Genomic DNA, 17399 nt, shown 5'->3' with positions numbered 1-17399 from the left:
CTCCCAGGTCTTCGTTCCGGTGCAGGTCTCCTCCAGCACCGCGAACGGATGGCTCATAGGAAGAGCCTTCGTCGTGTTCGGCAATGTCCGATTGCATTAAACCTCGGCATTCTTGATCCGATGCCCCTGCAATGGGTGGAAAGCGTAACATTGTGGCTCAAGCATGTGTGGATTTTCACACATATGACGCGCGCGAACTAATCTGCGGTCTCCGGCGCGCCCAGTTGTTTCTTGTCGAGCCCATAGCGCTGCATCTTCTCGTAGAGCGTCTTGCGTGAGATTCCGAGCTGCTCGTAGACCGGCTTCAGGCTGCCGCCATGGGCAACGAGCGCGGCGGAGATGACATCCTTTTCGAATTCCGCGACCCGGTCCGCCAGACGCAGATCACCATTGGCAATTTCGGTTGTCTGCGCGCCGGCGTGCGGGCTCAATCCCAGCACGATACGGTCCGCCGCATTCCTGAGCTCACGCACATTGCCGGGCCAGTCCCGGCTGGCAATGTCCGCGATGACGTGTGGCGGCACCTCGGCATCATCCCGGCGATAACGTCCCGCCGCCTCGCGCACCAATTGCAGGAAAAGCAAGGGAACGTCCTCGCGCCGTGCGACAAGCGCCGGCATCCTCAGCGTCACCACGTTGAGATGATAAAGCAGGTCGGCACGGAAGCGCCCGGCGGCGACTTCTTCGTCGAGATCGACCTTGCTGGTGGCGATGAAGCGCACATCGAGCGGTATCGGTTCGTTGGACCCCAGCCGGTAGATGACCCGGTCCTGTATGACGCGCAGGAGCTTCGCCTGCAGATCGACTGGCATCGAGCCGATCTCGTCGAGGAGTACGGTGCCGCCTCTCGCATGCTCGAACTTGCCGAAGCGTGGCCGCAAGGCGCCCGGGAAAGCGCCGGCCTCATGGCCGAACAGTTCGCTTTCGATCAGCGTGGCGGGGAGTGCCGCACAATTGATCGCGATGAAAGGTTTGGTGGCGCGCCCGCTGATGTCATGCAGCGCGCGCGCCGCCACTTCCTTGCCGGTGCCGGTGTCGCCGATCACCAGGATGTCGGCATCGGTGGCCGCGATGGCCCGCAGCTTGTAACGCAGTTCGACCATCACCTGGGTACGGCCGGGCAGACGGGCCTCGAGGTCGTCATTCTTGCCGGCGGCCGCGCGCAACTGGCGATTCTCCAGCACGAGCTTGCGCCGATCGATAGCGCGCCCGGCCATTTCGATCAGGTGCTGCACGACGTAGGGTTTTTCGAGGAAGTCATAGGCACCCTCGCGCATCGCACGCACGGCGAGCTGGACATCGCCGTGACCGGTGACGAGGATGACGGGAATATCAGCATCGATCTCGCGAATGCGGGAAAGAAGTGTCATGCCATCCATTCCCGGCATGCGGATGTCGGACACGACGACGCCATTGAAGCCCTGCGTGATGAAATCGAGCGCGCGTTCCGCCGAGGCGCACTCCTGTAGTGTGAGCCCGGCAAGATCGAGCGATTGGGCAGCTGCCCTGCGTGGCTCTTCCTCATCGTCCACAAGCAGCACGATCGGCGGTTTCATTCTGCCGCCTCGCGCACTGCATTGCGCATCGCTTCGAGCTCGATCGTGAACAGGGCACCACCCTCGGAATGATTCAAGACGCCAAGACTTCCGCCGAAGTCCTTGATGATGTTGTAGGAAATCGAAAGCCCGAGACCCAGCCCCTTGCCAACGCCCTTCGTAGAGAAGAACGGGTCGAATATCCGTTCCGCGATGGCATCGGCAACGCCGGGGCCATGATCGCGAACCGTGATCAGCACTTTACCCGCCTTTCGCCGCGCCTGCAGTTCGATGCGCCTGTCGGGCAGGCCTTCGACGGCGTCGGCAGCATTGGTGATGATGTTCACCAGCACCTGCTGAAGCCGGATTGCTCCCGCCTTCACCGTCAGCGGCGTACGGCCGAGATCGACAAGCAGCGTCGCATCGGCTGCCTTGAGACGCCAGGCAACGATTTCCTGCGTGTCACGCACCACATCGGCCAAATCGATCGCGCCGAGTTTTTCGTTCGGCTTGCGCGCGAAATTGCGAAGATGCCGGCTGATCGAGGCCATGCGGTCGGCGAGGCTCGAGATGCGCGCAACGTTGTCGCGCGCCTCGGCGGCCCGTTCGCGCTCGATGAGCACGGCGGCATTGTCGGCATAGGTCTTCACAGCGGCCAGCGGCTGGTTGAATTCATGCGATAGAGCAGCCGACATTTGTCCAAGCGCAGCCAGCTTGCCGGCCTGGATAAGATCCGCCTGTGTCTGCCTCAACTGTTGCTCAGCGGTACGTCGTTCGGCGACTTCCGTCTCAAGGCGTGTGTTGACGAGTGCGAGGTCATGTGTGCGTTCCTCGACGCGACGCTCGAGTTCTTCGCGCGCAAAGCGTTGCATTTCCATGCGCTCCGCCAGCCGCGCCCGCCGCTGCAGCAAAACAAAGCCTGCAAGGGCAGCGAGCCCCAGCATCAGGAGTGCGGCGGTTACCGTGGTCAAAGCCTGCGTACGCGCCGAGCGCGTATCCAGCAGGACGTTGATCGTCCAACCGGCGTCAGCCATGGCCTCCGACAAGACCAGATACTCACTTTGCTGTCTGTCGAAATTCACCGTCATCAGCGAAAGCCGGTCTTCGAAATTGCCGCGTGTGACCGGCAATTCGCGCAACGTGGCGTTCGCATAGCGCCGCGAGGCGGCCGTGCGGGCGCGTCGTTCGGCCGTCAGCGGCAGCAGACTGGCATAGAGCCACTCCGGCCGCTCCGCCATGAAGATGATGCCTTCCGGATCGGTAACGATGATCTCGTCGTCGCCGCCCAGCCATGACGCTTCGATGGCGTCCACCTCGACCTTGAACACCACGACGCCACGGATGGCATCGCCGACATGCACGGGAGCCGAGAAATAATAGCCGCGCTTCAGTGAGGTGGTGCCAAGTGCGAAGAAGCGGCCGCGCTTGCCCTTGATCGCGTCCTGGAAGTAGGGACGGTAGGAGAAATTCTCCCCGACGAAGCTGACGGGCCGGTCGAAATTGCTGGCAATGATCGTTTCACCGTCCGGGCCTATCACATAGATGTCGGAAGATTGCAGCAACGCGTTGATTTGCCTGAGATAAGCGTTACCTCTCGCACGAAGTCCCGGGTTGTCTGGGGCCGCCAGAAGGTCCTTGATGCTGTCGTTGTCGGCGATCAGGGACGGGAGTGGTTCGAAGCGGTTCAACTGTCCCTGCAATGCGGCAACAGCGAGCCTCAGCGTGGTTTTGCCGCGCGATGCCGCCTGGTCGAGATAGGCACGCGTTGCAAAGCTGCTGCCATAGAAAGCGAGCGCCGCCGTGACTGCGAGCAGAAGCGTGATCCAGAACCAGCGTCGATCGGAAAAAGGCTTGAACATCAGCATCGCCGGTTGACCCGCCTGCAGTATAGCCAGCGCGCCATCTTGTTCAACGGATCGGCAATCGCATGACACGCTATCCGTCCTGACGGGAAACCGCCGCGGGCGTATTTCGACACATCCGCTGTTCCCGCAAACGCGTTGGATGATCGATCGGCGATCCCGATATCCGCTCTCCCGGGGGTACCAGGATATGGAGAGCGACATGACGAACCGACCTGATCGATTGCCTGCAGACATCACCGCAACGCTGATCGGCGGTCCGACCGCACTGATCAATATCGGTGGTCTCAATCTTCTCACCGATCCGGCATTCGATACGCCGCAGGCCTATGATGGCGGCGTGCGCCTGGTGAAGCTGACCGGTCCGGCTTTCGGCCCTGACGAACTGCCGCCCATCGATGCGGTCCTCCTCAGCCATGACCAGCATTTTGACAATCTCGATCATGCCGGCCGCGCCTTCCTACCTAAAGCAGGCCGCGTTCTGACCACTAAAGTGGGGGCCGAACGCCTGGGAGGTCTTACTGAAGGTCTTGCGCCCTGGCAGAGCGTGGACGTTGTGACGCCGCAAGGTCAGCGTCTGGTGATAACGGCAGCGCCCGCGCGTCACGGCCCGCATGGCTTCGAGCCGATCTCCGGCGATGTCATCGGTTTCATCATATCGCTGGGCGACGAAAAGGGGCCGAGCCTCTATATTTCTGGCGATACGGTCTGGTTCGAGGGGGTTGCCGAGGTCGCGCGGCGTTTCGACGTGCGTCTGGCGGTGCTGTTCACCGGCTCTGCCAAACCGCGCGGCGCCTTCCATGTCACCATGGATGCCAATGACGCGATCGAAGCGGCCGCCGCCTTTGCCAATGCCACCATTGTCGCCATCCACAATGAGGGCTGGGAGCATTTCACCGAAACGCAGGAACAGCTTGCCCAAGCCTTCGGAGCATTAGGCATCGCCCACCGGTTGAAGGTCTTGGAAAAAGGCGTTCCTGTCGAACTTACGTTTTAAATTCCGCCCTTTGACATGGTTTTCTTGCTTCTCTGCTTCACCCGATCGTTGCCCCCGAAAGGGGCAATGTGGAGTGGAGCGGGGTCGCAGGCGCAAATGAGCCGTTAGCTTGTCATCATCGAACTGGTTTCCCGCCGGCAGTTTTGCCAGACTGGGAAATTCAGCGATCGACGGAAGTGAAACGTGATTCCAGCAAAATTCCCCCGACCGAAACCCTGGGCCGAGATGGCGACGTTGCTTGTCGATGTCGCAACGGGGCGCAAGCCAGCCGACCTGGTGGTGCGCAACGGCCGCTGGGTCAACGTTCATTCGGGCGAGATCATCGGCGGCACCGACATTGCCGTGGTCGGGGGGCGTTTTGCCTATTGCGGGCCAGACGCCTCACATGCCATCGGCCCGCAGACCGTGGTGGTCGATGCCGGCGGACGCTATCTGGTGCCTGGCCTGTGCGATGCGCACATGCATGTCGAAAGCGGCATGGTCACCGTCACTGAGTTCAGCCGTGCGGTTATCCCGCATGGCACGACTTCGATGTTCATCGATCCGCACGAGATCGCCAACGTGCTCGGACTGCCCGGTGTCCGGCTGATGCATGACGAGGCGCTCGCCATGCCGATCAACGTGCACGTGCAGATGCCGTCCTGCGTGCCTTCCGCGCCCGGGCTGGAGAATGCTGGCGCGGTGCTCACCGTCGAGGACGTCGCCGAGGCGATGACCTGGGAGAACATCATCGGGCTCGGCGAAGTCATGAATTTCCCCGGCGTCGCTGCCAACAACCCCGTCATGTCCGGCGAGATCGCCGCGACGGTCAGGGCCGGCAAGACAGTGGGCGGCCACTATGCTTCGCCCGACCTCGGCTTGCCGTTCCACGGTTATGTCGCCGGCGGGCCGGAGGACGACCACGAGGGCACGCGTGCCGAGGACGCGATTGCGCGCGTGCGCCAGGGCATGAAGGCGATGCTGCGACTTGGCTCTGCCTGGTACGACGTTGCCGAGCAGATAAAAGCCGTGACGGAACAAGGCATTGACCCCCGCAACTTCATCCTGTGCACCGACGACAGCCATTCCGGCACGCTGGTGAACGAGGGCCACATGGACCGTGTCGTCAGGCACGCCATCCAGCAGGGCTTGAAGCCGGTGACGGCGATCCAGATGGCTACGATCAACACTGCCCAGCATTTCCGGCTGGAGCGCGAAATCGGCTCGATCGCGCCAGGGCGGCTGGCCGATCTCCTGATCGTGTCGAACCTTGCCGAAATGACCATCGACGAGGTCTATGGTCGCGGCGTTCGCCTCGCGGCGAGCGGCCGGCTGGAGGCTGATATCCCGGCCTACGATTATCCCGCGAGTGCCAAGAACACGGTGAAGCTGGGCAAACGGCTCGCAGCAACCGATTTCGACATCAAGGCGCCGGAAGGCGCCAACAAGGTGCGCGCCCGGGTCATCGGCGTCATCGAGAACCAGGCGCCGACCCGCGCGCTGGAGGCGGATCTGGCCGTCGAGGATGGTCTGGTCGCCATCGACCGGGCAGGGGATGTCTGCCAGATCGCGCTGGTGGAGCGCCATCGCGGTACCGGCGGCGTCACCAATGCGTTTGTGTCTGGCTTCGGCTACGGGGAGGACTGTGCGATGGCTTCGTCGGTCGCGCATGACAGCCACCACATCATCGTCGTTGGTACCAACAAGCAGGACATGGCGCTGGCCGCCAACCGCTTGGCGGAAGTCGGCGGCGGCGTGGTGCTTTATTCGAAGGGCAAGGAACTGGCACTGGTCGAAATGCCGATCGCCGGCCTGATGTCCGACGAGCGCGCCGAGATCGTGGCCGCCAAGGCCGAGAAGCTGACCGAGGCGATGGGCAAGATGGGTTGCTCGCTGAACAACGCCTACATGCAGCACTCGCTTCTGGCGCTGGTGGTGATCCCGGAATTGCGCATCTCGGACGTCGGGCTGGTCGACGTGAGGACCTTCGAGAAGGTTGACCTGTTCGTCTGAGCGTCAAGGATTTCGGGACATCCCATGTATGTAGGCCGGTCTTACAGATTGCTGGATTTCGCGCTCTGGTCGCGGCGCAGCGTCATCTACATGGTCGTGGTGAGCGGACTGGCGATCGCGCTTTATCGCCTTCCCGCCACTGCGGGTTTCTCTGTGCCGTGGTCCGTCGTGCTTGTGCTCGGCACCACCGTGTCACTCGTCACCGGCTTCAAGAATTCGCAGGTGTTCACCCGCAGCAATGAGGCCCTGCAGGCTTTTTCCCAGATCACGGCAAGCAGCCGGATGTGGTCCAATTTCCGCAGGGACTTCACCGACGCGACGACCGCGAAGCAGTTGATCTACCGGCACCTGGCCTGGTTGACGGCTCTGCGGTTCTCGTTGCGCCGGCCGATGCCATGGGAGTCGCTGGCGCGCGCCGCCAATATCGAATTCCGCCGACGGCGCTATCACATCCAGGAGGACAAAAGCGCGGTCGCCGATGAATTGCGCGCGCTGCTGGCCGAAGATGCCGAGCGCGTGCTGAAAACACCGCAGCCAGCGGTAACCCTTCTTGAGATGCAGTCTGTCCAGATCAACGGCCTGCTCAAGAACTCCGCCGTTCCGACGCAGGTCTATTCCGAGCTTACCAAGCTGATGCGCGACTTCCATGATCAGCAGGCACGCTGCGATCGTATAAAGAACAACCCTTACCCGCGCCAATACGCGATCATCAGCTCGATGTTCATGGTCATCTTCTGCACCATGCTGCCTTTCGGCATCGTTCCGGTCTTTGCGGAGATGGGCAAGCTGGGCGGCTTGCTCGGTCCTGTCGCGATCTGGCTGACGATCCCGTTCAGCGCGCTTCTGGGTTGGGTCTACATGTCGCTCGACCTGGTCGGCGAGAGCAGCGCAAATCCGTTCGAGGGCGGCGCCAACGACGTCCCGATTTCCCAGATTTGCCGGGACATCGAGATCGAGCTGCGCAGGTCGCTTGGCGAAACCAGTCTTCCGGCTCCATCGCCGGTGATCAATAATATCGCGACCTGAATAGTCGAGTGGAAATCTCCGGGAGCTCGAAGCATCGCGATTGTCGATCCCAAGCGCGGCAAAGTCTATTTTGCCTACGCAGGATAATGCTGTCGCCTGTGACGCACACATAGCGGCCCATGGTATCCATGGGACGACTTCTCGCAATTTTGATCAGGCCAGAAAAACACGATTTCCGCTCTCCGCGGCTTTCTCGATGGCAGCGATGATACGGTGCACAGCAACGGCGTCGTCAAAGCTCGGTGCGGTGTGCGTGCCGTTGCGTAGGTCCTCCGCCATTCTGGCATAGAGCCGGGCAACATTGCCTGCCTCCACTTCCTTCGACCAGCCAGCACGGTGCGAGGCGGGAACTTCCAGTGGCCGAAACACCTTGTCATCACCGCGCGCGCCCGTGAGCGAGAGCTGAACCATCTGCGTGTGGCCGGAAGCACCCGTGATCCGGATGTCGCCTTCGGTGCCATGGATTTCCCAGAACAGGCCGTCACCATCGCGCGCTGGGCCGCCGCGGTAGTGGATGGAGATTGGCGCACCGCTGGCCATGACGCCGTTGACCAGCACCTGGTCGGGGGCGGATACCGGCAACCACTCCTGTGTGTCGAGCGCGAGCGCAGTGGGTCGCCGCGTCGCCAGCACTGCGGAGACTTCCGCGATCTCGCCGAGCACATCGCGCAGCGCCGCCAGCGTATGCCCCACGGGGATTGTAAGCGCGGTGGCACCATTGGCGCGGTCCAGAAGGTAACCGTAGGTTCTTGTATCGGAAATGGTGCCGGCACCGAGTGCGGCCCCGGCGCGGCCAACCAGGGTGGTTGACAGCACCTTGCCGACAAAGCCGTCGGCAATCAGTTGCCTCAAATAGTCAATTTCCGGAGCGAGGCGCGCTTGGGTTCCAACCACGCCCAAGATGCCCTTTTGCCGTGCAAGCTTTGCCATTGCTTCGGCCTCCGCCAAGCCGTTGCCCAGCGGCCATTCGCAATAGACATGCTTGCCGGCAGCGATCGCCGCTTTCACGATCTCGAAATGCGGCGGTACCTTCACCGCGACGGTGATGATGTCGATTTCCGGTGCCGCCACCAGTTCGGCTACGCTGGCGAAGGCGTTCGAGGACAGATCCATGTCGGCCACCGCTGCTTGCGCGCTGGCCAGGCTGGAGTTGGCGACGCCGGCGATTTCGAAGGTGTCGGATAGGGCTCGCAGCGCAGGCACATGCGCTCTCGCAGCCCAACTCCTTCCTGGCTGCAAGCCAACGATGCCAACCTTGAAGCGGCGTTCGGTCATGCGGTGATCCTCGCTGGGGTTTGCTTGCGATCGAAAATACCCCAGTGCATTCCATGCGAAAATTCGGCATATCTGCGGATCAACCTTGAGATTTCGCACAGATGATCGATTGGGAAGACGTCCGGCATTTCCTCGCCGTCGCGCAGAACGGCACGCTCTCCGGTGCCGCCCGCAGCCTGAAGGTGGATCATGCAACCGTCAGCCGGCGGCTGGCTGCACTGGAGACGGCGCTCGACGTGCGGCTCATCGATCGGCTGCCGCGATCCAGCCGCCTTACCACCCTGGGCAGACAAGTGTTCGAGCGGGCGCGGGAGATGGAAGGCGCGGCAGACGGTATCGCACGCCTGGCCAAGGCCTCTCGAGCTCCGCTTGTTGGACGGATCGCACTCAGTGCCCCGCCGGTTCTCGTCACGCATCTTCTGGCCGAACATCTGCCGCGCTTCAGGGCGAACTACCCTGACATCCGGCTTTCGCTTTCCGCGCAAGCGGAGCGGGTTTCGCTGGCCCGCCGCGAAGCCGATGTCGCGGTGCGGTTCGTAAGGCCGGATGAGCCCGACAGCGTGACGCGTAAGATCGGCACGATGCCGTTCGGTCTCTACGCACATCGGTCCTATGCTCATCTGGCTTCGCAGGAGCGCTGGGAGTTCATCGTTTGGGCGCAAACCTTTGCCGACATGCCTGCACAATCATGGCTGCTCGGCATTGCCGGCGATCGTCCCGTGGTCTGCGAATTGACCTATTCCAGCGAACATCTGGTCGCCGTCAAGGCAGGGGTTGGCGTTGCCGGCCTGCCTTGTTTTATCGGAGAACACGACCGCGATCTGGTCAGGATAGACGATAGCGCTCCGTCCTTCGCGCGTGACATCTGGCTGGTGGTTCACCGCGATCTGCGAAAGACACCGGCGGTCCGGGCGGTCATGGACTTTGTGACGACTGTCGTTTCAGAACAGCAATATCTGTCTGTCCGGTAATCTTGTCTTTCGCCTGCGCCTATTGCCCGCCGGTGACCACAGTCAGAACCTTGAACGGTGTGGTGATGACGATTTCCGCCACGGATCCGACCGCTTGCCCCAGACCGGTCCCAAGTTGTTCGATCGGCTGGTTGCCGGCGGGCTCGGCCTCCGAAAGCGCCGCCGGCGTCTGCAACTGCTTGCCCAGCAACTGAACCAGAAGCGGATTGTCGGCGAATTTGGCATGGTTCAGCCTGTCGCCGCCGGTGGTCTTGGTCAGGTCGACGACCGTGACGCCATATTGGGCGAGATCGGAGGCATTGCCATAGTCACCCACGCGCGGCTTGGCGCCGGAGATGAAGGAGGAGATCTGAAGCGCGCGATCGTCCGCCGACAGAAGGACCGTAAATGGCCGATCCGGTTTGCCGTAACGGATCATCTGCTTCTTGAACACGTCGACATCGATGTCGGGCGAAGCGAGCACGACATAGCCAAGCTTGCCGGAAAGGTCGCGGTCGCCTGTGATGGCCAACTGCCGCAGGGCCTCCATCGCCACCCAATTGCCCATCGAATGCGCGATGATGTCGATGCTTTTGGCTTTGGTCTTGGCCAGGAGCCGCAACGTTGCCTCGAGGTCGTCGCGGGCGGCGTTGGCGCTTTCCTTGTCGTAGATGTAGCCAGTGGTCTTGCCGGCAGAGGCCCAGGAGAACAGCACCGGCGTGCCGGGGTAGTTCGTATCCTGCACGATCTGGGTCAGACGAAAGACGCCGTCGTCGAAGCCGTTGTTGTAGCCGTGCACGAAGACAAGCACACGTCCGTCGCCGCGGGCGATATCGGCGCTTACCGCCTGTTCGAATTCCTTTGTGTTGCCGTAGAGAACAGCGCGGGTTGCGGTGAAGTGCTTGGCAGGGTTGCTCTGCGCGCGCCCCTTCGCCCGCTCGATCTGGCCGACTTGATGGATCTTCGGCACGGAAACATCGATGCGCGCATATTGCGTGCGCAGTGAGCGTTCACTGGCAAATACCTGGCGTGGCTCGGTTTTTGCAGCCTGACGCGTGGTTGCGACATAGATGTCGTGCGTGGCGGCAATCGTTGAAGCAGGCGCTTCGATCGCCGTCTTGTTGAGCAAGTCGTGCGTGTTGGATCCGGCGCAACCGGTGACTGAGAGCGCGACGGCGACGAAGAACAATGCCTTCCAGCGCATGAAGCCGATCCCGATGCCTTGGCGCCCGAGCGTGGCGCCTCCAATCTCGAATAGAGGCAGAAGCAGCCTCAGTCCAGATTAATTGAGCCGCAGCTTACATCATGCCCAACTGCTTCATGCGATCTGTGACCGAACGGTCACTGGCATAGCCGTCGTCCTCGCGCAGCCGCTGGCCGAGCAGCTTGACCATCTCGGGATTGTCCGCGAACTTGTTGTGGTTGAACCGGTCCGTACCGGCCTTGGATGACAGGTCGACGACAGTCACGCCATAGTCGGCAAGCTCGGCGGCGTCCTTGTAGTCGCCAAGGCGGGGTCGCGAGCCGGCCAGCATGCCGGACAGACGCAGCGCCCGGTCGTCATCGGAAAGAAGCACGATGAACGGCTTGTCGGGCTTGCCGTAGCGGCGCATCTGGCTCTTGAACACGTCGACGTCGATATCTGGCGAGGCGAGCACCACGTCGCCCAGCTTGCCGTTCAGGTTGCGGTCACCGGTGATGGCCAGCTGGCGCAGCGCCTCCATCGTCACCCACGTACCCATCGAATGCGCGACGATATCGATGCGGCGGGCGCCGGAACGGGCCAGCGTTCGCAAAGTCACTTCGAGCTGGTCACGGGCGACGCTGGCGCTTTCGCGGTCGTAGACATAGCCGGTCGTCGAAGCCCCGGAGGCCCAGGAAAACAGAACCGGCGTGCCGGGATAACCTGAATCGTTGACGACCTGCGCCAGTCTGTAGACACCGTCGTCGAAAGAAGTGTTGTAGCCGTGCACGAACACCATGGCGCGACCGCCGCGAGCGGCGATATCGGCATTGAGCGCTGCCTCGAACTTCGGTTCGGTGTCATAGCCGACCATCTGCGAGGCCATGAAGTATTTCGAGGGATCATCAGACCTGCCGCGGCTCTTCCGCTCGATCTGACCAACCTCGTGTACCTTCGGCACGGTGACGTTGACGCGTGCGTAGTTCAGCGTTGAAGAGCGGCTTCCGTCGAACCCTTGGTTGGGATCGTCGGAGCGCTTGCGCGTTGTGGTGATGAAGATCGCGTGGTTTCCGACGATGTCGGAAACCGAAGCCGTTACGATGGCGCTGCCCAGAACCTCCTGCGGCCCTTGGCTGGCGCAGCCGGCGGCAACAAGCGTCATCGCAACGATCAGGAACCTTCTCAAGCGCACGATACGTCCAGCCCTGCTAAATCCGACTCCGGTCGGTTCTTATCTTTTGAAAGCAGTCTCCGGACAGGCGAAGTACGGCTAAAGTAAGTCCATGGCCGTGAAAATTACGCCACGGAGTGTCCGTCGGGAGCAAGGTGTTGCACCAAAGCCAAAATGACGGCAGGAACGATTGCTGCAATTTCTACAAGGACTTGCCTCATGACCAGCTTTGCCGACCGGGTCGCCAACGCAGCCGCCGCGGTGCGCCAGATCTTTCCCGAGACGCCTCTGCAGGAGAACGATTACCTGTCGCGCAAATATGGCGCGCGCGTGCTTTTGAAACGCGAGGATCTGACGCCCGTGCGCTCCTACAAGATCAGGGGCGCTTTCAATTTTTTCCGCAAGGCCCTGGCGGAAGGCAACGAAGCAGAGCTGTTCGTCTGTGCGTCGGCAGGCAACCATGCGCAAGGTTTCGCTTTCGTGTGCCGGCATTTCGGCCGCAAGGGGGTCGTCTTCATGCCGGTGACGACGCCGCAGCAGAAGATCGACAAGACGCGGCTGTTTGGCGGCGAGTTCGTCGAAATCAAGCTGGTCGGCGACTTCTTTGACGAATGCTACCGCGCCGCCTTTGAATTCACCGAGCAGAGCGGGGCGCATATGGTGCCCCCCTTCGATCATAAGGACATCATCGAGGGCCAGGCGACCGTGGCTTATGAGATCGCCGACCAGATGCCAGGCGCGCGGCTGCCCGACATCATCATGCTACCGGTTGGCGGCGGCGGACTTTCGGCCGGCGTTTCACACTACTTCACTCAGGCTGGGAGAGCGCCGCGTTTCGTTTTCTGCGAACCCGCCGGCGCGCCGAGCCTCAGGGAAAGCCTTGCCTCGGATAAGCGCGTGAAACTCGCCCGGGTCGACAACTTCGTTGATGGAGCCGCCGTTGCCGAGATCGGCCGCGAGCCATTTCGTCATCTGAAGGATTATTCGCAGGACGACGTGCGGCTGGTGCCGGAAAACCGGCTCTGCGCCACCATGGTCGAGATGCTGAATGTCGAGGGCGTGGTGCTGGAGCCTGCGGGGGCGCTGGCGATCGATGCGCTCAAGGATTTTCCGCGTAAGGAAATCAGGGGCAAGACCGTCGTTGCGGTGGTGTCGGGAGGCAATTTCGATTTCGAGCGCTTGCCCGACGTCAAGGAGCGGGCGCTGCGTTTCGAGGGCTTGAAGAAGTATTTTATCATCCGTTTCCCGCAGAGGCCGGGCGCGCTGCGTGATTTCCTCGAGATGCTGGGCCCCGACGACGATATCGCACGCTTCGAATATCTCAAGAAATCGGCGCGCAACTTCGGTTCGGTGCTGATCGGCATCGAGACGAAGGATCGCCGCAACTTTGATCTGCTGACCGCCAATTTCGCCACGCATGGAGTGCAGTATCAGGATATCACCGACAACGAGACGCTGGCGGGTTTCATCATATGAGCGGGTTCGTCGCGCTGTTTTCCGGTATCAATGTCGGTGGCAACCGCATTGTCAGGATGGCGGAACTGCGTGCCTTTTTCGAGGAGCTTGGCTTCGCCGATGTTGCAAGCTACGTGCAGAGCGGCAATGTGGTTTTCCGCTCGACACAGGCCGACGTCGTGTCGCTGACGAAGGCACTGCAGGACGCATTCGAGAAACGCTGGGGTTTTCATTCGCGCATCATGGTGCGTGACGCGACCTGGTTTGCGCGGCTGGTGGCGGACAATCCCTATCCAGAGATAGCGGAGGATCCGACCAAATTGCACGCGATGGCCCTGGAGCGTGAACCCACCCCGGAGGAGATCGGCAGGCTGGCCGAGAAATGCACAGGACCGGAGCGGTTCGAGGTGAAGGGCGACGTCCTCTACCTGCATGCCCCAGATGGCTTGGGCAAATCGAAATTCGCCGAAATCCTGCCGCGCACGCTCAAAGTGCCCGGCACCATGCGCAACTGGCGCAGCGTTCTCGCGCTGGCCGAAATGATCGGTCGGGCATCAGGCTGAGCTATGCCGCGGCGCGTCGCCAGCGGAATGCCAGTTCCTCGCGGAAGGCAAAACGCTTGATATGGTCCTCCACGACGCGTTCGAGCTGTTCGATCTGAGTTGCGTCGCTCGCGGTCAGCGCGATGTGCAGCGTTGTCGCGTTCGCGTCCATTACCGTGCTACCGATGGTCAGTTCGATTTCGCCGTGGTTCGGGTCGAAAGTGACGGGAAACTTGTGCGCCCAGTGCTTGCAGAGTTGCTGCAGGTAGCGGCTGGCGTGTTCGGTGGTGACGTCGGCATTGCTGGTCGACATGGAATTCTCCGTTCGGCTGTCTGGCTGGCGTCACGCTGGCTGATGGAGCGGGCCCGGTTCATATCGGCCGGTCCCGCCGGAAGTGATGGGATGGCGTTTGCTCCCGCTTTGGAAATTACCAGGTTCCAGTATTCGCCATTGAGGTCCAGGGTTCCGCCTTTTCCTTGGCTGCACCCTTTTGCAGGAGTTCGATCGAAATGCCGTCGGGCGATTTGATGAAGGCCATGTAGCCGTCCCGCGGCGGACGGTTGATGGTGACCCCCTGATCCTGCAGGCGTTGGCAGGTGGCATAGATATCGTCGACCTCATAGGCGAGGTGGCCGAAATTGCGCCCGCCCTTGTATTCCTCGGGGTCCCAATTGTGGGTCAGTTCGATCAGCGGCGCGCGTGCCTCGGCGCCACTTTTCTCGTCCTCCGACGCGGCCAGGAAGATCAGCGTGAAGCGACCCTGTTCGTTCTCGATGCGGCGGACTTCCTTGAGGCCCAGCTTGTTGCAATAGAAATCGAGGGATTCTCCGACATCAGTCACGCGGATCATTGTGTGCAGATAGCGCATATTCGTCTCCAGACCTAAGCAGGTTCCGCAAAAGTGTCCCACGGTTTTGCGATGAGAACCTGCAACAAAAGAAAAAGAACAAGCTAAGCTGACGAAGCGTTGTCGAAGCTGCGCAAGTCTGCTTAGGATCGCGCGCACCATAGGGGTGGTCGGTGTATGCCGCAACGCGGAAAAGCAACGTAACGGCAGCCAACAAACAGTCTATATGAGGCTGATTGAATATATCTTAGAATGAGCTGGTGAAAAAAGGCACGTCAGGTCTTGCACACCCGGGAAGCCGAAGTGTTAATCTCGTGTAAAGAATCAGTGGCTGCAGTTTCGGAGAAAGGGGGCATTCTGATGGGGGAAAAAGCCTCTCTGGCCGGTCGGGATGCGCCTCTTGGCGACACCGCTGGACATGACGAGATCGGCGAATCTGCGGATCTGCTGGAGGTTTCCGGCGCGATCAAATGGTTCGATGTTGCCAAGGGATACGGCTTTATTCTTCCTGACGACGGTGTCTCCGGCGATATTCTGTTGCATGTAACGTGCTTGCGACGCGACGGCTTCCAGACTGCGCTGGAGGGCGCACGCGTGGTCTGCCTCGTCAAGCAGGGCGACCGTGGCCTGCAGGCATTTCGCGTTCTCTCGATGGATACCTCGACGGCAGTCCATCCAGCCGAACAGCAGGAGCAGCGCACGCACGTTACAGTCACGCCGGAAAGCGGGCTGGAGCGCGCGCTGGTCAAGTGGTTCAACCGCACCAAGGGCTTTGGTTTCCTGAGCCGGGGTGAGGGCACCGAGGATATCTTCGTGCATATGGAAACGCTGCGCCGCTACGGTGTGACGGAGCTCAGGCCCGGTCAGGTTGTCCTTGTGCGCTACGGTCGCGGTGACAAGGGCCTGATGGCGGCGGAAATCCATCCGGATATGGGAACGCTGCCGGTGGCTCACTAGGCGCCCCTCCAGCATTCTTGAGAACCAGGCCGCTTATGCGGCCTTTTTGTTTATCCGGCACTTGCCGATGCATGGATGTGGCCATTGGCCGACGTCATGATTTTGTTGGCCCTTGCCTGGCTTTGCTGGGGCACCATATTGCAAGGCGCTTGCGCCGGTTCGCGTGCTGTCTGGCAGCGTTTTCGTTTTCATGGAAATGCTCCAACTCTTTGTTTTTACGCAATTCCGGACGCAAAACCGCTACACACTTTTGCTGGAATTGCTCTAGGGTGAGGTCTCGGGCTGGTCTCGAGCAAGGATTGGAAATGGTTCGATTTTCGCTTTGGCAGTTCCTGCCGCGGTTCAGCCTCGCTGTCATGGCTGTTGTCTTCCTTCTCGCCGGCAGGTCGATGGCGGCGGAAGGACAGGCGATGATGTTACCCGTCGACCCGGTGCCGCTGGTGGCGGTCACCGCCAAGGGCGACCGTCCGTTCCAGATCGAGATTGCCGACGACGATGCCGAGCGCGAAGCTGGGCTGATGTTCCGCCAGACCATGCCGAACGACCGCGGCATGCTGTTCGTCTTCCCGCAAACCGAAGGCGTCGGTTTCTGGATGAAGAACACGCCGATGCAGCTTGATCTGCTGTTCATCGGGCAGGATGGCCGCATCAAGGCGATCCGCCAGGGTGAGCCGCAATCGGAGGCCGTCATTGCGCCCAACGAACCGGTGCGTTTCGTCCTGGAATTGAAAGCCGGCACCGCCGAGCGCGAAAACATCAAGGAAGGCGACCTGGTCAAGCACCCCGCCGTCAACGCTGTTTCTGGCATCAACTGAAGGTCATTCCACGCAATGCAGTTTTTCAGCCATGACGGCTTCGACCTCGCGTTTCTTGATCGTCAACCTGCCACAGGTAGCGGCGATCCGGTGTTGATGATCCACGGCTTTGCTTCCAGCCACTATGTCAACTGGGTCTCGCCGGGCTGGTTCAAGACGCTGAACGATGCCGGCTACCGTGCCATCGCCTTCGATCATCGCGGCCATGGCGCATCGACGAAAAGCTATGAAGGCGCGGATTATACGCCGGACAAGATGGCTTCGGATGCGGCGGCATTGCTCGACCATCTCGGCATCGAGCGGGCTCATGTGATGGGCTACTCCATGGGCGCGCGCGTGTCAGCGTTCCTCGCGCTTTCCAACCCCGACAAGGTCGCCACGCTGGTGCTGGGCGGACTGGGCATCGGCATGGTTGACGGCGTTGGCGACTGGGACCCGATCGCCGAAGCACTGATGGCGCCGGATGCCGCCGCCATCACGCACACACGCGGCAAGATGTTCCGCAGCTTTGCCGACCAGACCAGGAGCGACCGACAGGCACTTGCCGCCTGCATCGTCACCTCGCGAGAACTGCTTTCCGAGGACGAGGTTTCGCGCATCGCGCAACCAACGCTGGTGGCGGTCGGCACGACCGACGACATCGCCGGTTCGGCCGACGACCTCGCGGCGCTGATGCCCAACGCGGTGGCATTCCACATCGAAGGACGCGATCACATGCTGTCGGTAGGGGACCACACCTTCAAGAAGCGGGTGCTGGAGTTTTACGCCGAACACCCGCTCTGAACGGCGTG

At 61.3% G+C, this 17399-nt stretch carries 16 protein-coding genes; 9 read left to right on the top strand and 7 right to left on the bottom strand.

Features of this window, described 5'->3' with window-relative positions; all coding sequences use genetic code 11:
* Nucleotides 1–197: 197 nt before the first annotated feature.
* Both AO692_RS26800 and AO692_RS26795 read right to left on the bottom strand, forming a co-directional pair.
* Entirely contained in the window at nucleotides 198–1556 is a 1359-nt protein-coding gene (locus AO692_RS26800; protein ID WP_054313117.1) for a sigma-54 dependent transcriptional regulator, read from the bottom strand.
* Nucleotides 1553–3394: an ATP-binding protein gene (locus tag AO692_RS26795; protein WP_082407581.1), complete on the bottom strand. Its 1842-nt coding sequence runs from the start codon at nucleotides 3392–3394 to the stop codon at nucleotides 1553–1555. Before AO692_RS26795 ends, AO692_RS26800 begins: the two co-directional genes overlap by 4 nt.
* 205 nt (nucleotides 3395–3599) lie before the next feature.
* Here AO692_RS26795 and AO692_RS26790 point away from each other — a divergent pair, with 205 nt between their 5' ends.
* From AO692_RS26790 to AO692_RS26780, 3 genes are all read left to right on the top strand, one after another.
* Nucleotides 3600–4394 carry an MBL fold metallo-hydrolase gene (locus AO692_RS26790; RefSeq protein WP_054313116.1) on the top strand — a complete coding sequence of 265 codons (795 nt, stop codon included), beginning with the start codon at nucleotides 3600–3602 and terminating at the stop codon, nucleotides 4392–4394.
* A gap of 225 nt (nucleotides 4395–4619) precedes the next feature.
* A complete protein-coding gene (gene ade / locus AO692_RS26785) occupies nucleotides 4620–6386 on the top strand; it encodes an adenine deaminase (RefSeq protein ID WP_054313115.1) in 1767 nt (588 codons plus the stop codon).
* 24 nt (nucleotides 6387–6410) lie between these two features.
* Nucleotides 6411–7412, top strand: a complete 1002-nt coding sequence (locus AO692_RS26780; RefSeq protein WP_054313114.1) for a bestrophin family ion channel — start codon at nucleotides 6411–6413, stop codon at nucleotides 7410–7412.
* Between the two features lie 153 nt (nucleotides 7413–7565).
* Here AO692_RS26780 and AO692_RS26775 read toward each other — a convergent pair whose 3' ends face one another.
* Nucleotides 7566–8687: a Gfo/Idh/MocA family oxidoreductase gene (locus AO692_RS26775; protein WP_054313113.1), complete on the bottom strand. Its 1122-nt coding sequence runs from the start codon at nucleotides 8685–8687 to the stop codon at nucleotides 7566–7568.
* A gap of 101 nt (nucleotides 8688–8788) precedes the next feature.
* Here AO692_RS26775 and AO692_RS26770 point away from each other — a divergent pair, with 101 nt between their 5' ends.
* The gene (locus tag AO692_RS26770) at nucleotides 8789–9658 is read left to right on the top strand and encodes a LysR family transcriptional regulator (RefSeq protein ID WP_054313112.1); all 870 of its coding nucleotides are present in this window, start codon (nucleotides 8789–8791) and stop codon (nucleotides 9656–9658) included.
* Between the two features lie 19 nt (nucleotides 9659–9677).
* Here AO692_RS26770 and AO692_RS26765 read toward each other — a convergent pair whose 3' ends face one another.
* Nucleotides 9678–10841: an alpha/beta hydrolase gene (locus AO692_RS26765; protein ID WP_054313111.1), complete on the bottom strand. Its 1164-nt coding sequence runs from the start codon at nucleotides 10839–10841 to the stop codon at nucleotides 9678–9680.
* A 94-nt stretch (nucleotides 10842–10935) separates the two neighbouring features.
* Complete coding sequence (locus AO692_RS26760; protein ID WP_082407576.1) at nucleotides 10936–11982, bottom strand: alpha/beta hydrolase; 1047 nt, start codon at nucleotides 11980–11982, stop codon at nucleotides 10936–10938.
* A gap of 228 nt (nucleotides 11983–12210) precedes the next feature.
* On the opposite strand from AO692_RS26760, the gene ilvA reads away from it, so the two are divergent.
* Together ilvA and AO692_RS26750 are read left to right on the top strand one after the other, a co-directional pair.
* On the top strand, nucleotides 12211–13467 hold the full coding sequence (gene ilvA, locus AO692_RS26755) for a threonine ammonia-lyase IlvA (RefSeq protein WP_054313109.1): 1257 nt from the start codon (nucleotides 12211–12213) through the stop codon (nucleotides 13465–13467).
* Nucleotides 13464–14009 (top strand): DUF1697 domain-containing protein, encoded by a 546-nt coding sequence (locus AO692_RS26750; protein WP_054313108.1) that lies wholly within the window; start codon nucleotides 13464–13466, stop codon nucleotides 14007–14009. Before ilvA ends, AO692_RS26750 begins: the two co-directional genes overlap by 4 nt.
* A 1-nt stretch (nucleotide 14010) precedes the next feature.
* Here the strand turns inward: AO692_RS26750 and AO692_RS26745 are convergent, their stop codons facing one another.
* Both AO692_RS26745 and gloA read right to left on the bottom strand, forming a co-directional pair.
* Nucleotides 14011–14301, bottom strand: a complete 291-nt coding sequence (locus AO692_RS26745) for a DUF2218 domain-containing protein (protein WP_054313107.1) — start codon at nucleotides 14299–14301, stop codon at nucleotides 14011–14013.
* A 115-nt stretch (nucleotides 14302–14416) separates the two neighbouring features.
* Nucleotides 14417–14857: a lactoylglutathione lyase gene (gene gloA, locus AO692_RS26740; RefSeq protein WP_054313106.1), complete on the bottom strand. Its 441-nt coding sequence runs from the start codon at nucleotides 14855–14857 to the stop codon at nucleotides 14417–14419.
* A gap of 339 nt (nucleotides 14858–15196) precedes the next feature.
* On the opposite strand from gloA, the gene AO692_RS26735 reads away from it, so the two are divergent.
* The 3 genes from AO692_RS26735 (at nucleotide 15197) to AO692_RS26725 (ending at nucleotide 17391) form a co-directional block, all read left to right on the top strand.
* Nucleotides 15197–15793 (top strand): cold-shock protein, encoded by a 597-nt coding sequence (locus AO692_RS26735; RefSeq protein WP_054313105.1) that lies wholly within the window; start codon nucleotides 15197–15199, stop codon nucleotides 15791–15793.
* 356 nt (nucleotides 15794–16149) lie between these two features.
* A complete protein-coding gene (locus AO692_RS26730; protein ID WP_244483504.1) occupies nucleotides 16150–16608 on the top strand; it encodes a DUF192 domain-containing protein in 459 nt (152 codons plus the stop codon).
* 15 nt (nucleotides 16609–16623) lie between these two features.
* The gene (locus tag AO692_RS26725) at nucleotides 16624–17391 is read left to right on the top strand and encodes an alpha/beta hydrolase (protein WP_054313103.1); all 768 of its coding nucleotides are present in this window, start codon (nucleotides 16624–16626) and stop codon (nucleotides 17389–17391) included.
* Nucleotides 17392–17399 lie beyond the last annotated feature (8 nt).

The sequence above is a fragment of the Mesorhizobium sp. 1M-11 genome, from assembly GCF_001303895.1.
Classification (GTDB): domain Bacteria; phylum Pseudomonadota; class Alphaproteobacteria; order Rhizobiales; family Rhizobiaceae; genus Mesorhizobium.
The sequence above is the reverse complement of the archived record's forward strand: the minus strand, read 5'-3'. Positions and strand labels throughout refer to the sequence as shown.

What these genes read in the sequence shown, in the direction of transcription:
- AO692_RS26800 (WP_054313117.1), bottom strand. Translation starts at nt 1,556, where the DNA reads ATGAAACCGCCGATCGTGCTGCTTGTGGACGATGAGGAAGAGCCACGC.
- AO692_RS26795 (WP_082407581.1), bottom strand. Translation starts at nt 3,394, where the DNA reads ATGTTCAAGCCTTTTTCCGATCGACGCTGGTTCTGGATCACGCTTCTG.
- AO692_RS26790 (WP_054313116.1), top strand. Translation starts at nt 3,600, where the DNA reads ATGACGAACCGACCTGATCGATTGCCTGCAGACATCACCGCAACGCTG.
- ade (WP_054313115.1), top strand. Translation starts at nt 4,620, where the DNA reads ATGGCGACGTTGCTTGTCGATGTCGCAACGGGGCGCAAGCCAGCCGAC.
- AO692_RS26780 (WP_054313114.1), top strand. Translation starts at nt 6,411, where the DNA reads ATGTATGTAGGCCGGTCTTACAGATTGCTGGATTTCGCGCTCTGGTCG.
- AO692_RS26775 (WP_054313113.1), bottom strand. Translation starts at nt 8,687, where the DNA reads ATGACCGAACGCCGCTTCAAGGTTGGCATCGTTGGCTTGCAGCCAGGA.
- AO692_RS26770 (WP_054313112.1), top strand. Translation starts at nt 8,789, where the DNA reads ATGATCGATTGGGAAGACGTCCGGCATTTCCTCGCCGTCGCGCAGAAC.
- AO692_RS26765 (WP_054313111.1), bottom strand. Translation starts at nt 10,841, where the DNA reads ATGCGCTGGAAGGCATTGTTCTTCGTCGCCGTCGCGCTCTCAGTCACC.
- AO692_RS26760 (WP_082407576.1), bottom strand. Translation starts at nt 11,982, where the DNA reads ATGACGCTTGTTGCCGCCGGCTGCGCCAGCCAAGGGCCGCAGGAGGTT.
- ilvA (WP_054313109.1), top strand. Translation starts at nt 12,211, where the DNA reads ATGACCAGCTTTGCCGACCGGGTCGCCAACGCAGCCGCCGCGGTGCGC.
- AO692_RS26750 (WP_054313108.1), top strand. Translation starts at nt 13,464, where the DNA reads ATGAGCGGGTTCGTCGCGCTGTTTTCCGGTATCAATGTCGGTGGCAAC.
- AO692_RS26745 (WP_054313107.1), bottom strand. Translation starts at nt 14,301, where the DNA reads ATGTCGACCAGCAATGCCGACGTCACCACCGAACACGCCAGCCGCTAC.
- gloA (WP_054313106.1), bottom strand. Translation starts at nt 14,857, where the DNA reads ATGCGCTATCTGCACACAATGATCCGCGTGACTGATGTCGGAGAATCC.
- AO692_RS26735 (WP_054313105.1), top strand. Translation starts at nt 15,197, where the DNA reads ATGGGGGAAAAAGCCTCTCTGGCCGGTCGGGATGCGCCTCTTGGCGAC.
- AO692_RS26730 (WP_244483504.1), top strand. Translation starts at nt 16,150, where the DNA reads ATGGCTGTTGTCTTCCTTCTCGCCGGCAGGTCGATGGCGGCGGAAGGA.
- AO692_RS26725 (WP_054313103.1), top strand. Translation starts at nt 16,624, where the DNA reads ATGCAGTTTTTCAGCCATGACGGCTTCGACCTCGCGTTTCTTGATCGT.